The organism is Membranihabitans marinus (assembly GCF_019802045.1).
Classification (GTDB): Bacteria; Bacteroidota; Bacteroidia; order Chitinophagales; family Saprospiraceae; genus Membranihabitans; species Membranihabitans marinus_A.
This window is the reverse complement of sequence record NZ_JAHVHU010000002.1, coordinates 244,682-259,140: the sequence shown is the minus strand read 5'-3', so window position 1 is coordinate 259,140 and position 14,459 is coordinate 244,682. Positions and strand designations below refer to the sequence as shown.

Sequence of the window (14,459 nt, the reverse complement as noted above, 5' to 3'; positions counted from 1 at the left end):
CGTGCAGGCCCAAGTAAATATCCGGAATGATCAAAATTTCAAATAATTCTGGAATAAATTATTCAAAAACCAAATTCAAATTTATGAAAAACATAGATGTTAATGGTAATCACCATATAAATAATTGGCGCTTACCTCCATTACCAAAATTATTTTGGATGAAATTAAGCTTTATTTTAATAGCCGTGTTTATGGTCGGATTGCAGTTGACCATGGCAGAACCAGGATATGGGCAGGAACTAGATAAAAAAGTAGTTCACTTAAAGGTCACGGATGAAATACTTCCGAATATTTTCAAAGAAATCGAAAAACAAACAGCGCTGCACTTTGCATACAATCCTGAACAAGTGGGGGCGTACAAGGCATCCATAAATAAAGAAGCAATATCGGTATCTGACGCTTTGAAAATGATTTTAACTAACACGCCATTGAAGTTCACTTCAGTAAAAGATAAGGTTATTATCACAAAATCAACGATTTCAAGTGTTCCAAAGCTACAGACAAGCCAGCGTTCTACCTACCTGCGACACATAGATTATATCAAGGCTTTCACTTTGAACATCTCCGGAAAAGTCACAGATCATCAGGGAGATCCATTGATCGGTGTAAATATTCTGGTCGAAGGCACTAATAAGGGGACAACGACCGACTTTGATGGAGAATTCACGCTCACAGATATCGACGATCAGGCGGTATTACTAGTATCTTACATCGGTTATAAGAGTCAGGAGATTCCGGTAGAAGGCAGAACCGAGTTTTCTATCGTGATGGTCGAAGATGCACAAACCCTTGATGAGGTGGTCGTCGTGGGGTATGGCACACAAAAACGGGCCAATCTGACCGGAGCCGTAGGACAAGTTAGCGCAGACGATATCGCGGCTCGTCCCGATGCGAATATTGTCAGTTCGTTGCAAGGGATGATCCCTGGGCTTAATATTCAGGTAAATACAGGAGATCCGACCAAAACACCAGAGATCAATATCCGGGGGTTCAACTCCATCAATGGGGGTAGCCCGCTGATTCTGATCGACGGAATAGAAGGAGACATCACCAAAGTTAATCCACAAGATATCAAAAATGTTACCGTGTTAAAAGATGCGGCATCAGCAGCTATTTACGGGGCCCGAGGTTCGTTCGGAGTCATTCTGATCACCACAAAGCAGGGTGAAGCTGGAGAAATGGCCGTCAACTACACCAACAACTTTGCATGGACCCGACCGACAACACGGACTGATTTTATTTCGGATCCGTACGCCTATGGAAAAATGATTGACGCTGCCATCTATGGTTACAACGGCTCTAGTTATACCGGCTACAATGATTTTGACTGGGAGACCATCAAGCTTGTTTCCAAAGGTGAGATCGAACCTTTTCATGAAAAGCAGTCCGATGGTTCCTACAAGTTCTTTTACAATACAGACTGGTACAGTTATCTGTTCAAAGAATATCAGCCATCGCAAAACCACAATTTGTCTATTTCGGGTGGAAATGAGAAGCTGAGAGGATACCTGTCCGGCCGTGTTTACAACCGGGAAACCATCCAAAACATCCGTGATGCGGATATGGATCGGTACAACCTCAATGCCAACATTACCTTTGTTCCCAACTCTTGGCTGGAACTTTCGAACAACATCAAATTCACCCATGAACTGGATGAAGATTTTGGTGGGTATCGAAATGGATATGGGGGAATATGGAGTACAACTACTTTTTATGACCTGTTTGCTTTCTATCCAAATAAACTGGACGGACAACCGGTCGATGTCGGCCGAGGTGGAAATGGTGGCCAGGGCGGTCATGCAGCTATGGAAGACGGAAACAACTGGCGGAAGTGGTTGACCGATGAATTCACTAATACCTTTCGAGCCAAACTGACGCCAATCAAGGATCTGGTGGTCAATTTTGATTATAGCACCAGAATCAACAATACCCATCGCACCTACAGGTACAATGAATTTGAATACCTCACGACGGACCGGCTCTCCGAGGAAACTGTCGGGTTAAACAGATTAGGCGAATGGCGATGGAAAAACAATTACAATGCGCTCAACCTTTTTGGGACCTATGCCAAGTCCCTGCAAGACAAGCACAATTTCAAACTCCTTTTGGGTTATAACCAGGAAACATTTTCCAGGGATCGTATCGTAGCACAATCAGAAGATTTGTTGGTACGCGACAAAGCCAACCTGGCGTTTGGAACAGAAATGTACAACATTGATGGTTCGTCCCTGGACTGGGCTGTTCAGGGGTATTTCAGTAGATGGAATTATGATTATGAACAGAAATACCTTCTGGAAGTAAATGCACGATATGATGGTTCCTCCCGGTTTCCCAAAGACACCCGGTGGGGCTTCTTCCCTTCCGTTTCAGCCGGATGGCAAGTGAACCGGGAAGACTTTTGGCGTCCATTGGATCACCTGATCACTTCCATGAAACTTCGGGCATCTTATGGTGCTTTGGGAAATCAAAGCGTAGGCGTGAACACTTTTCAGCAATTGATGCAGCTTGGCAAATCCAGCTGGTTAAACAATGGACTAAAGTTGAACTATGCTGGCGCACCGTCACCCTTACCGAAAGTAGTCACCTGGGAAACCACCAGATCACTTGACTTAGGGATCGATCTGGCGTTTTTGGAAAATAAGCTATTTGTATCGTTTGACTGGTTTGAGAAAAATACAGAAGACATGTATTTACCAGGAAAGCCTCTACCTGGCGTATTTGGATCAGCTGAGCCCAGAGAGAACTTTGCTTCCCTGCGCAACAGAGGTATAGAGTTGACGACGAGTTATCGCAATGAATTTGACTTGGGTGGTCATCCATTTTCGTTCCGCGTTTCAGCCATGCTATCAAATTTCAAAGGGGTCATTACAAAATATGACAACCCGGAGGGCTTAATGAGCACCTACTGGGAAGGTCAGGAACTGGGTGAAATTTGGGGCTATAAGGTAGCCGGGCAATTCAAGTCCGATGAAGAGGCCGCTGCATACCAGGCGCAATTTGAAAATCCATCCAACAGTCTTGGAAAAGTCTATAAATACATTATCAACACGGTCCAGAATAGCGAATGGAATAAGCTTCGTGCGGGTGATATCGAATATGTGGATGCCAATGGTGATGGTCGCATCGATCGGGGTGAATATCGTCTGGATAACCACGGCGACATCCAACCCATAGGAAATGCGATGCCAAAATTCCCTTTTGGGTTTAACATGAGCGGATCGTGGCGGAATATTGATGTGGCTCTGGCTGGTGCAGGCGTTGGCAAACAAAATTGGTACCCCACCGGTGACCGGTATTGGGGACCTTACCTGAGACCTTACATCACTTTTGTGCGAAAAGATCTGATCGATAATGCCTGGTCTCCAGACAATCCAAACAATAAATATCCGCAGGTAGAACGAGGCTATGCGGCGTTGGGTAGCAACCGGTCGCTTTATGAGATGAATGATTATTATCTGGAGAACATCGGTTATCTCCGAGTAAAAAATCTGACATTGGGGTATACTCTTCCACGCCATCTGACGAATCGAATCGATGTCAAAAAGGTTCGAATCTATTTTAGCGGAGAAAACATCCTCACCTGGAGATTTGGCAACCTGACCAAATACATCGATCCAGAACAGGCCGGATCCGCCATCAGCTACTCCAATCCGGGAGATGCTGTTGCCCGCGCAGATTTACGGGACTACCCCATGGGGAAAACCTATTCATTTGGAATCAACATAAAACTTTAACAATGCGATATATACATATAACACTAAGTTCAATACTCTTGTTTCTCACACTGGTTAGTTGTGATGAAGACTTTCTGGATCGTCCGCCCAAAGACAATGTAGATGCTGATTTTTTCTTCAACACGCCGAAAGACCTGGAAGTCGCCACCAATGATTTCTACACGATGTTGCCGACTAAGTCTGTCTACACGGATGATGCCGCATCGGATAATATCATCCCCTTGATCGCATCGGAACGCATACGAGGTGGACGAATCGTCCCGACCCGGCGCGGTAGTGGAGGCTGGTCATGGGGAAACTTGCGGGACATCAATTTCTTTTTGGAGCATTACCAAAAAGTAGAAGACGAAGAAGCTAAAAAAACATATGGCGGCGTAGCCCGATTTTTCAGAGCGCTGTTCTACTTCAACAAAGTAAAGCGATTCGGAGATGTGCCCTGGTATAATCATGTCCTTTCCGCTGACGATGAAGACTTGTACAAATCAAGGGATTCCAGACAGCTGATTATGGATTCTGTGATGATGGACATCGATTATGCGATTGCGAATATGACGGACGAAAAGGAACTGAACCTGGTTACCAAATACACCGCGTTACTTCTGAAAAGCAGAATCGGATTGTTTGAAGGAACCTTTCGAAAGTACCACGGCTTACCCAATCATGAAAAAATGTTGCAACACGCCGTGGATGCTGCGGAGGAATTAATTGAATCGGGTGCATATCAGCTCTACACTGCCGGGGGTCCGGACGAAGCCTACCGAAATTTATTTTCCCGGGATAATCAAGACGCCGTCGAAACCATTTTAGCTGCGGACTATGAGAAAGGAATCCGAACGCACAATCTAGGTTACCTGATGACAGCTCCTACGCAAGGCGCTTACGGAATCAACAAAGATCTGATCAACAGCTATTTGATGAAAGATGGCTCCCGTTTTACAGACATAGACGGTTATGAAACGATCGAATACTATGAGGAGATGCAAAACAGGGACCCTCGTTTGACGCAAACAACGGCTGGCCCCGGATTCACCGTCAATGGTGAAAGCGAACCAGAACCTGTAAAACTGGAAGGAGCAACCACAGGATACCGCGTGATCAAAGCCTTACCTTCGAAAGATCAATGGAGCTCTGCTCATTTTGACATCATCGTTTATCGATATGCAGAAGCGCTCTTGAACCTCGCTGAAGCTAAAGCAGAGCTGGGAACAATTACACAGGCCGACCTGGACAAAACCATTAACTTATTGCGAGACCGCGTGGGGATGCCTCATCTAAATCTTACGGAGGCCAACGGCAACCCCGATCCGTATTTGGCGAACATGTACCCCAATGTCGAACAGGGTGCTTACCAGGGTGTGATTCTAGAAATACGACGCGAACGCCGTATCGAATTATTCAACGAAGGACTCCGGTGGGATGATTTAATGCGATGGAAAGAAGGAAGTAAAATCGAGAAACCCATGGTGGGGATTTATTTTTCAGATTTGGGTGCGCATGATTTTAACAAGGATGGCAGTCCTGATGTCTATCTTCACGATGGCAATCCTTCTGGTGCTCCGTCATCAGCTACTTCGATCATCAATGTTCAGCAGCGAATATTACGTGATCCAATAACAGGAAATTCACCGACCAATTCCGGAAATTTGAATCCATTCCCACTCGGTGGAAGTTTTGACGAAAGCAAGGATTACTTTTATCCGATTCCTATTGAGGAACTGAAATTGAATCCACAGTTGGAACAAAACCCAAATTGGAATTAAACAATTAAAAATTCACTAATGATGAAATATCTGATCATTCTTTTTTCACTGCTATTCTACAGTTGTGAAGCGGAAGAACCAAAGACCACTGATGACCTACCGGAAGTGGAGGAGCCGCAACCCCTGGAAATAGGGTATTCTGTTCCGGTGACCCGGATAACAGTAGAAAAAATGACTCATGCGTATGAATCCGGAATCCGGCATGTAGAAGCATCAGGCATGAACACATTCTTTGATAAGAAAGGCGTCTATTCCAAAACGGACGAGGAAGTAAAGCAAATCATGCTGGACGCCAAAGCAGCTGCGGACGCTGCGGGCATCAACATCTGGTCTGTGCACATGCCTTTTAGCCAGGCGATGGATCTATCAACCATAGTGGAAGAAGATCGCGAAAAGGTGGTTCAGGGTCATGCTCGATTATTGAAGCATCTGGAAATTCTTCAGCCGGAAATCATCCTTTTCCATCCGAGCTATTACCTGGATCCTCCTGGTCAACGTGACCTGAGAAAGAGCCAGTTGATCACCTCGGCGCTGGAACTTGATGCGGCCGTTCGTGATATTGGCGCCACTATGGTTTTGGAAAATATGTTGGGCCCCGAATTGATGAAAGGCGATCGCGAGCGACCATTGATGCGAACCGTAGCGGAAGTTTCTGAAATTTTTAATCGCCTGCCAAAATCAATTGGATTAGCTGTGGATATGAACCACATCAAAAATCCTGAAATCATGATCCGAAAGATGGGAGATCGCTTGAAGTCAGTACACATCGCCGATGGAACCGGAAAAGCTGAAAACCATTATTTCCCATGTTCAGGTGAAGGAGAAAACAATTGGGTGGACATTCTCGCGGCATTGGATCAGGTGAAGTATTCTGGCCCCTTTTTATACGAAAGTGCTTATGACGATGAAATGGATATTGTGGAATGTTACCTCCAAAACCTGTATCCCAAATACATCAAAACACTTCATCAATAGAGCACTTCTTTATTCATTTTAATCTTATAAAAAAAAACATATAATGCGTACTTTATTTATTGCAATAGCTTCAGTCCTGCTCGCGGGAATGACCATCATGAGTTGTGAAGAAAAGGACGATTTCGTCCCCACACTTTTATTGGATGTGCAGGACGCCATCCAGGTTTCCAACCGAGGCGGGGAATTTTCCATCGATGTATTGTCGAATTTGAGCTGGGAAGCCAATACCACTGCAAATTGGATCACATTGGAGGAATCCACCGGGGAAAAAGGAAAACGTGCGCTGTCGTTTTCAGTTACGGAAAACGAAAACGATGAACGGAGCAGCACGATCACCGTCCATAGCCAGGAAGGCACCCAAGCCGAATTGACTGTCGTTCAAGAATCCGGATTAACCTTAAACATATTTGTCAAAGAGGGCGCTGAGGGGTCCGGCAAATCTTGGGAAGATCCCACCAATTTGTCCAATGCTTTAAAATTGGCCATTACCGGAAGTTCGATTTTCATCGCGGAAGGTCATCACACCCCTATGAACATTGTTTCCGGAGGAAATTCGGATGATCCCCGCGATCGCACTTTTGAAGTGGCGAGCAACATGACCCTGATCGGTGGATTTCCTGCCCAAGCCAGTTCAGGAGCCACCCCAGATCCGGATGCTTACCCTACAATATTGTCCGGAGAATTGTCGGACGGAAACAATTCATACCACGTAGTCACCATCTCGGCACCTCAGTCGGATGAAGAACAAGTGGTGCTTAGAGGCTTAACCATATCTGACGGTCAGGCCGATGGAAGTAAATCTTCAGCAACTATCCAGGGAAGGGACTTTCGTCGTGAATATGGTGGAGGACTTATTATCGGTGGTTCCCGGGTCGTGCTGGAGAATTGTGCGGTAAAAAACAATACCTCGGACAAGTATGTCGCCGGTGTTTATGTATTTGACGAGGCAGAAGTGACCATCCTCCACAGCAAACTCAATAATAATGCATCCAAAAGTAATGGAGGTGGATTGTGGGCCAACAATTCGACGGTATTCGCGTACCATTCCGAGTTTAACGAAAACTCCGGTGGTACTGCACCAGCCGTACACGCCTACCCGAATGCTGAAATATATTTGTTCAACTCAGAAATTCGGGACAATAAAGGTCGTTCCTTCGGAGCTGCGTTCTATGCCCGCGCTGATTCCAAAGGGGCATTGGTCAACTGTCTGGTCACCGGAAATGAAAGCACCTCTTCCAATGGCGGGGGTGGTGTAATGATGTATGACAACTGTGAAATGGAAATCATCAGCACGACCATCACCGAGAACACCATCAAAGGACCAGGTGGCGGTGTATACCGGCGAAAAGGAGAAAACATCCTTAGCATCTATAATTCCATAATCTCGGGCAACACTCAGAAGGAAGGAACCATGAATATCGACGTATATGAATCGGACGCCGATCCGGCAAAAATTCTGGCTTCGACCAGTGGCGAAGTGGTTTTTGATGCCAACGGACAAATCGAAGAGGATGCAGCTTTTAAAGCCATTTCTATGCTGGGTGATGATTTCACTCCAATTGGCGACGACAACCCCGCTTTGACTTATGGGATGACACCAAATCATCTTAAAGAGATTGATTATCTGTTCCCTGAATCTGAAAAAGACTGGTTGGACCAGGATTTCCATGGACACGACAGGTCAGGCAGCACTACCATGGGAGCCACCCTCCCGGAGTAATCAATTTTTTAAATTCCTACATAAAATAAAGCGATGAAAGCGATAAAGCTCTATATTCTTGTACTTTTCGTTTTTACATCATCCGCATGTACAAAGAAGACCCCGGAAGGTCCGGTCGGCGGGAATGAAAAAACAGACATCGAGATCATTCAGGATGCGACCTGGGAAAGCCACGCCGTATCTGAGGGAGTTACCTGGAAATATTTTCATTTTGACGACTTATTCAAATCAAAACAAAGTGTGACCCTCTTTGAAGTCGATCTTAAAAAAGCGGTTGAAATTGATATTCCTTATGTCAATTCCGGCTTTTTGAAGACCAGTGACGCTTCGATTAATACGCGAGCCTTGATTGGGTTTAACGGCGGTTTTTTTAACACCTCTACCGGTGGATCGACCGTGTTTTTCAAGAAAGACGGTAAAATCATCAAACACACCAGAGATGGCTTCACGCCTTACCGGGAGAATGGAGCGATGACCATAGACGAGAATAGTAAGGTTCGTATTGTCGAGAAGCCAGAAGATGGATGGGAAAGTCTCTCTGCACCAACGGCATTGGCTTCCGGCCCTTTGCTGATCCATGATGGTAAGGCTTTATCCCAGAAAGACAAGCCCTTCAATTCGAACCGCCACCCGCGGACAGCAATCGGTGTGACGGATGACGATCGTCTGTTGGTATTTGTGGTCGATGGTCGATCTTCTCAGGCACACGGGATGTCGATCAAGGAATTGACGACATTATTTGAAGCTTTCAATTGCCACTCTGCATTGAACCTGGATGGTGGCGGTTCGTCCACGGCCTGGGTCAAAAACCGAGGGGTAATCAATTACCCCAGCGACAATAAAAAATTTGATCACCAGGGTGAACGGGGCGTAGCTACCGTCATCGTGGTAAAATGATTTCTCTACTTATGTAACGGTGTACTAAAAAATCCGAAACTAATTACTTAAATTTAATGGCAAGGAGGCTTCTGGAATTCCAGGAGCCTTTTTTTATCCAATCAGCTTAAGTTCTTGAGTTTCCGACCGCAATGGAATTATCAAGACGGCTACATCACACTGATTTTCATAGAAAACCAGGTATAAAGGCAGCAAGTATCAATAATGATTCATCGGATTGGATTAATTCCCTAATCATAAACTTTCCTCTGGTCAAATGATTTTGTACCGTATTTACTGAAATATGGAGTTCAGCAGCAATTTCTTTCAGTGATTTACCAAGAAGGAATTTCATTCTGACGACCTCCCGGCACCTTTCTGGTAATTGCTCGATGGCCTGTTCCAGAGCAGAGAATTGCTTTTCACGCAGGATATGTTCATCATTTGCCATACCCAGACCAAAATAATAGTGAAAAAACTCTTCTTTTTTCCGCCGGTCATTGGCCAGGGATTTAAGATAATTCATCGACAGGTCTCTGCTAATCTTATACAGCAGTCCCACGACGTTGTCATATTGTAATAACGTCTCCCGTTTTTTCCAAACCGTAAAAAAGACTTCTGCAGCAATATCTTCTGCGATCGTATCATGATGTATAATCGAAACTACATACCGATAGACCCGATCCAAATTTTCATGATACACCATATCGAACTTATCTTCAAAACCATCCTCTTCAATATTTCTTTTCCATCCCGGCATTGTATTAAGATTTCAATAGGGCAAAAACCAATCCTTAAATTTTCCAAAACGGGAAATTACTGGAAAAATAATTACAAAACAACTAGTACATCCGCCCTTGTGCATTGGTTACTAGGTAAGAAGACGTCAAAAAACACGTCCCTAATAAAAATTACAATGCTTTTTTATGTCCCATTATTATAAAAAACTGTTAGAAAAACTGACCGACCAAACCATTTCACCAGAAGAACTGGAGCAACTCCTCATATGGTTAAACCGGAAGGAAGAATTTAAGGATGCTGAAATTTTGGAACAGAAATGGCTTGATCTGGAGAACGCTGAAGCCATAGATCAAAAAAAGGCATTAAACATTCGAACAAAACTAAGCAACAAGATTCGCAAAGAACAGACAACAAAATCCGGCAAAGTTAGAAAGTTCGGTTCATGGTGGCCCAAAGTGGCAGCGAGTTTGGCATTTTTATTAATAAGCGGGCTGGGACTAATGTACTATTTAAATTCACCGGTAGTGATTAAATCCGACTTTGGAGAAATTGTAGAAATTAAATTGCCTGATAATACGCTGGTCAGGCTCAATGCCAATTCGGAAATAAGCTATTCCCGCCGATGGACTTCTCAGGAAGTACGCACTGTCTCACTCAAGGGAGAAGCTTGGTTTGAGGTACGTAAGGATTTGAAAAGCCACAAAAAGTTTGTAGTTCATACCAGGGATTTGAACGTCGAAGTCCTGGGTACAGAATTTAACGTCAATACAAGAAATATAGCAACAAGGGTTTACCTGGAGGAAGGATCCGTAAAACTTCGAGCTTTGGATAAGAATGATTCACTGATGATGGTTCCCGGTGAAGAAGCAGGTTTTGATCACAAAGGATCGTTATCCAGTTCAAGCTCCCCAGTTCCCCGTTCTGCTGGCAATTGGAAGGAAGGTTCCATGATACTGAAGGATGTCAAATTAACTCAGATATTCAAGGAATATGAAAATGTTTTTGGAGTGAGTTATACAGTGTCGGACAGCGAGTTGCTGAATCAAAAATTCACTGTCATATTCCCTATTACAGACAAAAGGAAAGCCATGGATATTATTCAAGACCTGGTACAAGTTCCACTCAAAATAAAAACAACAAACCATTAAGGTATTAAGCTACATACAATCGCAAGCTCATACATGAATTCAAATAAAACAGAATGATGAAACTATTTAAATATTCAAAGGGTATTTTTTTACTGCTTTTTTTCACAGCGACAATATCGCAAATGCAAGCAAGAGACCATCAAGAGCCTGATTGCAAACCGTGCAAATTAGATGTAGCCTTGAACAATCTCAGCGAACATTATACAGTGCTTTTTTCTTACAAAACGAGCTTGGTCAAAAACATTGAAGTTTCTTTTCAGATTAATGAGGAAGAAAGTTTTGAAACGGCTATCCACAGACTTCTGAATGGTCTTGATCTGAAATATAAGTCTATTGACTCCAAATACTATCTTCTGTATTCGGAGCACAATGCGAATTCGAGAAGAATACGTAAAATGGAGCGCAAGATCAACTCCCTCAGAAATCTGGAAAATGAAACAGGAATCCGGTTATACAGGAAACCGAAAAGTGGTCAATTATCTTTGAAAGAGTTTTATAAATCTGTACGTGATCATGAAGACAATATTGATATAAATGGTCAGGTAGTCAACGCCGATGATGAACCTCTCGTGGGAGTCAACATTCTGGTCAAGGGAACCAATAAGGGAACCACCACTGATTTGGATGGACGTTTTACATTGAGCAATATTGATGAGCAGGCCCTATTGGTCGTCTCTTATATTGGATATAAAAGTCAGGAGGTTCCTGTCAAGGGGGATTCCATAATAAGTATTGTGATGCGCGAAGATGCCCAGACCCTGGATGAAGTAGTGGTTGTCGGCTATGGCACACGGAACAAAAGAGATGTGACGGGTTCTATCGTATCTGTTGGAGCGGACGATATAGCTTCTTCGAATGTTCAGGACCCCATTACAGTTCTACAGGGCAGAGCAGCCGGAGTCATGGTCACTTCGAATTCAGGTGCACCGGGTGGTGAAATGACTATTCGAGTAAGAGGAAACTCTTCTTTAAATTCGGGCAATAATCCTTTATTTGTAGTGGATGGCATACCCATCGAATCAAATTCTCTTTCTTCTCTTAATGGTTCGGAGAATTTTGGATTAAATCCTCTAGCAGACATTAACCCTTCGGATATTATTTCAATTGAAGTACTTAAAGATGCTGCATCGACCGCTATCTATGGGTCCCGTGCTGCTAATGGAGTAGTCATGATTACTACCAAGCGAGGAATTGCAGGAAAACCGGAGGTGAATGTTAACCTCACGACAGGGGTCAGCGAGATTACCCGCCATCTGAGTGTGTTGAATGCCACGCAATATCGTCAGGTCATCCTGGACTCCTATAAAAATCTTGACAACAACGAAGAACCCTATTTCTCCATTATTGATTCACTGAACCCCGTAAATAACGGAGACGTAGATTGGCAAAATGAATTGATGAGAAAAGCTCCACAATACAAAGTGGACTTATCCGTACGAGGAGGAAATGAAAATGTAAAATATGCCTGGAGCTCATCTTTTCTGGACCAGGATGGCATTATTTTAAATTCCAACTACCGAAGAATTACCTCGCGTCTAAATACAGATATCAATATCTCTGAAAGACTAAAAATCGGACAAAGCATATCGTACACCAATTCCAATAATAATCGGATCAATGCAAGTGGCACAGGAAACAGGAGTGTGATCCGAGAGCTTTTGATAAGACCTCCCAGTATGTCCATGTACCTGCCGGATGGATCGCTAAATGGATATGCTATCGGCCGAAGAAATCCAGTGGGTATTGCCTTGTATGCGACTAACCTGAATAAGAGCAACCGGTTTATTGGGAGTCAATACCTGGAATTCCAAATCACCAACGATCTCCGTTTAAGAAGCAATCTGAACTTTGATTATACCTCTATGAAAGAAGACAATTTCATGCCATCTATTTTGGATTACAGAGAGGGATACAATACCGGGTCGGTCAGATCTACTGACAATACGACCTGGGGAAATGAAAGCTATTTAAGTTATGATAAAACGCTCAACGAGGCGCACAATCTAGGTGCGATTATGGGACTTAGTTTTCAGAAATGGCGTTTTGACCGAACCGGACTGGATGGAAAATTTTTTCCAAGCGATGATATCCGCACTATGAACGCAGCCAGTGTCATATCCAACCAGGGTGTGAATGTAGCATCGGAACATTCCATGTTTTCACTTTTTGGCAGAATCTCATACGATTATCTTTCCAGGTATTTGATTGAACTAAACATCAGAACGGATGGTTCTTCGAGATTTGGAACGAAAAAGCGATTTGGCTATTTCCCATCTGCTTCCGCTGGTTGGCGGTTTTCTGAAGAATCATTATTTGACGATATATCATTTCTGAGCGATGGAAAGTTGCGTTTTAGCGCAGGAAAGACAGGAAATGAAGCTATTGGAGATTATACTTCGCAAGGTGAATTTAGTCTGGAAGGCAAGTACCTGGATTTTCCGGGCGCGGTACCCAGTGTGATGCCCAATACCGGACTAACCTGGGAAACCACGACACAATATAATGCGGGGCTTGATCTTTCTTTTTTCTCCTATCGCCTAACGTTTCAGGCGGACTGGTACGTAAAAAAGACCAAAGATCTATTGTACAACGTGCCCATACCTCAGACTACCGGATTCTCTTACATCACTCAGAACATTGGCAGCATTGAAAATAAAGGGGTCGAATTTGTCCTAACCACACAAAATCTCACAGGCCGGTTTTCATGGACCAGTAGTATAAATCTGGCCCTGAACAGGAATAAAGTCACTTCTCTCCCGGAAAACCTGCTGACTAACGGTTATATCCGAAATGGTAATTACCACATTTTAAAGGAGGGGCATCCCATTGGTATTTTTTATGGATGGCGGTTTGATGGTGTATATGCCAGTGATGAAGACAATATCAACAATGTAACTCATGGTGCTTCAGGTCCAGCATTTGAAGGCGGGGACCCCATTTGGCATGATCTGAATGGAGATAACGTTATTAATGAGGATGACAGGCAAATCATTGGAAATGCTGAACCAAGTTTCTTTGGTGGATTCACCAATGAATTTTCTTACGGGAATTTTGCTTTGAATGTATTTTTCCAGTTCTCATATGGTAATGATATTTACAGCGAGATCAATCATCAGAGAAATTCAGTAGTCCGGTATAATAACTTATCGACGGATGCGCTTCATCGGTGGCGGAAACAAGGTGACATCACCGATTTTCCAAAGCCGGTACGAGATGATCCGAAGCAATCGGATAGCAGAGTACAAAGTCGCTGGGTAGAAGATGGTTCTTACCTAAAGCTCAAAAACATCAACTTAAGATATTCATTACCTCAGAATCTTATCCAGAAAACAGGACTACATAAAATATCTGCTTTCGTTTCGGCTACCAACTTGATTACCTGGACACATTACACGGGATTTGATCCTGACGTAAGTTCCTATTCAGGATTGAGGGTCGGGGTAGACGAAGGTTCCTACCCCCAGAATCGAACCTTTATTTTTGGATTGAACATCGGACTATAAAA

The 14,459-nt window shown here is 43.7% G+C and carries 8 protein-coding genes; 7 read left to right on the top strand and 1 reads right to left on the bottom strand.

Going from position 1 to position 14,459, the window contains the following annotated elements; genetic code table 11:
- Positions 1-158: 158 nt before the first annotated feature.
- From KUV50_RS01400 to KUV50_RS01380, 5 genes are read left to right on the top strand one after another with little or no spacing between them, the layout of a single operon-like run.
- Positions 159-3,734 carry a SusC/RagA family TonB-linked outer membrane protein gene (locus KUV50_RS01400; RefSeq protein ID WP_222578293.1) on the top strand — a complete coding sequence of 1,192 codons (3,576 nt, stop codon included), beginning with the start codon at positions 159-161 and terminating at the stop codon, positions 3,732-3,734.
- Positions 3,735-3,736: 2 nt separating this feature from the next.
- On the top strand, positions 3,737-5,494 hold the full coding sequence (locus KUV50_RS01395; protein ID WP_222578292.1) for a RagB/SusD family nutrient uptake outer membrane protein: 1,758 nt from the start codon (positions 3,737-3,739) through the stop codon (positions 5,492-5,494).
- Positions 5,495-5,512: 18 nt separating this feature from the next.
- Complete coding sequence (locus KUV50_RS01390; protein ID WP_222578291.1) at positions 5,513-6,469, top strand: sugar phosphate isomerase/epimerase family protein; 957 nt, start codon at positions 5,513-5,515, stop codon at positions 6,467-6,469.
- 43 nt (positions 6,470-6,512) lie between these two features.
- Positions 6,513-8,189, top strand: coding sequence for a right-handed parallel beta-helix repeat-containing protein (locus KUV50_RS01385; RefSeq protein ID WP_222578290.1), 1,677 nt, complete (start codon positions 6,513-6,515; stop codon positions 8,187-8,189).
- A gap of 33 nt (positions 8,190-8,222) precedes the next feature.
- The gene (locus KUV50_RS01380) at positions 8,223-9,086 is read left to right on the top strand and encodes a phosphodiester glycosidase family protein (protein WP_222578289.1); all 864 of its coding nucleotides are present in this window, start codon (positions 8,223-8,225) and stop codon (positions 9,084-9,086) included.
- A gap of 166 nt (positions 9,087-9,252) precedes the next feature.
- Here KUV50_RS01380 and KUV50_RS01375 read toward each other — a convergent pair whose 3' ends face one another.
- Complete coding sequence (locus KUV50_RS01375; RefSeq protein ID WP_222578288.1) at positions 9,253-9,825, bottom strand: RNA polymerase sigma factor; 573 nt, start codon at positions 9,823-9,825, stop codon at positions 9,253-9,255.
- A gap of 166 nt (positions 9,826-9,991) precedes the next feature.
- On the opposite strand from KUV50_RS01375, the gene KUV50_RS01370 reads away from it, so the two are divergent.
- Together KUV50_RS01370 and KUV50_RS01365 are read left to right on the top strand one after the other, a co-directional pair.
- Positions 9,992-10,954, top strand: coding sequence for a FecR family protein (locus tag KUV50_RS01370; RefSeq protein WP_222578287.1), 963 nt, complete (start codon positions 9,992-9,994; stop codon positions 10,952-10,954).
- A gap of 179 nt (positions 10,955-11,133) precedes the next feature.
- The gene (locus tag KUV50_RS01365; RefSeq protein WP_222578286.1) at positions 11,134-14,457 is read left to right on the top strand and encodes a SusC/RagA family TonB-linked outer membrane protein; all 3,324 of its coding nucleotides are present in this window, start codon (positions 11,134-11,136) and stop codon (positions 14,455-14,457) included.
- Positions 14,458-14,459 lie beyond the last annotated feature (2 nt).

Bases quoted from the DNA above. Each gene is read 5' to 3' on its own strand.
- KUV50_RS01400 (WP_222578293.1), top strand. From the start codon at position 159: ATGAAATTAAGCTTTATTTTAATAGCCGTGTTTATGGTCGGATTGCAG.
- KUV50_RS01395 (WP_222578292.1), top strand. From the start codon at position 3,737: ATGCGATATATACATATAACACTAAGTTCAATACTCTTGTTTCTCACA.
- KUV50_RS01390 (WP_222578291.1), top strand. From the start codon at position 5,513: ATGATGAAATATCTGATCATTCTTTTTTCACTGCTATTCTACAGTTGT.
- KUV50_RS01385 (WP_222578290.1), top strand. From the start codon at position 6,513: ATGCGTACTTTATTTATTGCAATAGCTTCAGTCCTGCTCGCGGGAATG.
- KUV50_RS01380 (WP_222578289.1), top strand. From the start codon at position 8,223: ATGAAAGCGATAAAGCTCTATATTCTTGTACTTTTCGTTTTTACATCA.
- KUV50_RS01375 (WP_222578288.1), bottom strand. From the start codon at position 9,825: ATGCCGGGATGGAAAAGAAATATTGAAGAGGATGGTTTTGAAGATAAG.
- KUV50_RS01370 (WP_222578287.1), top strand. From the start codon at position 9,992: ATGTCCCATTATTATAAAAAACTGTTAGAAAAACTGACCGACCAAACC.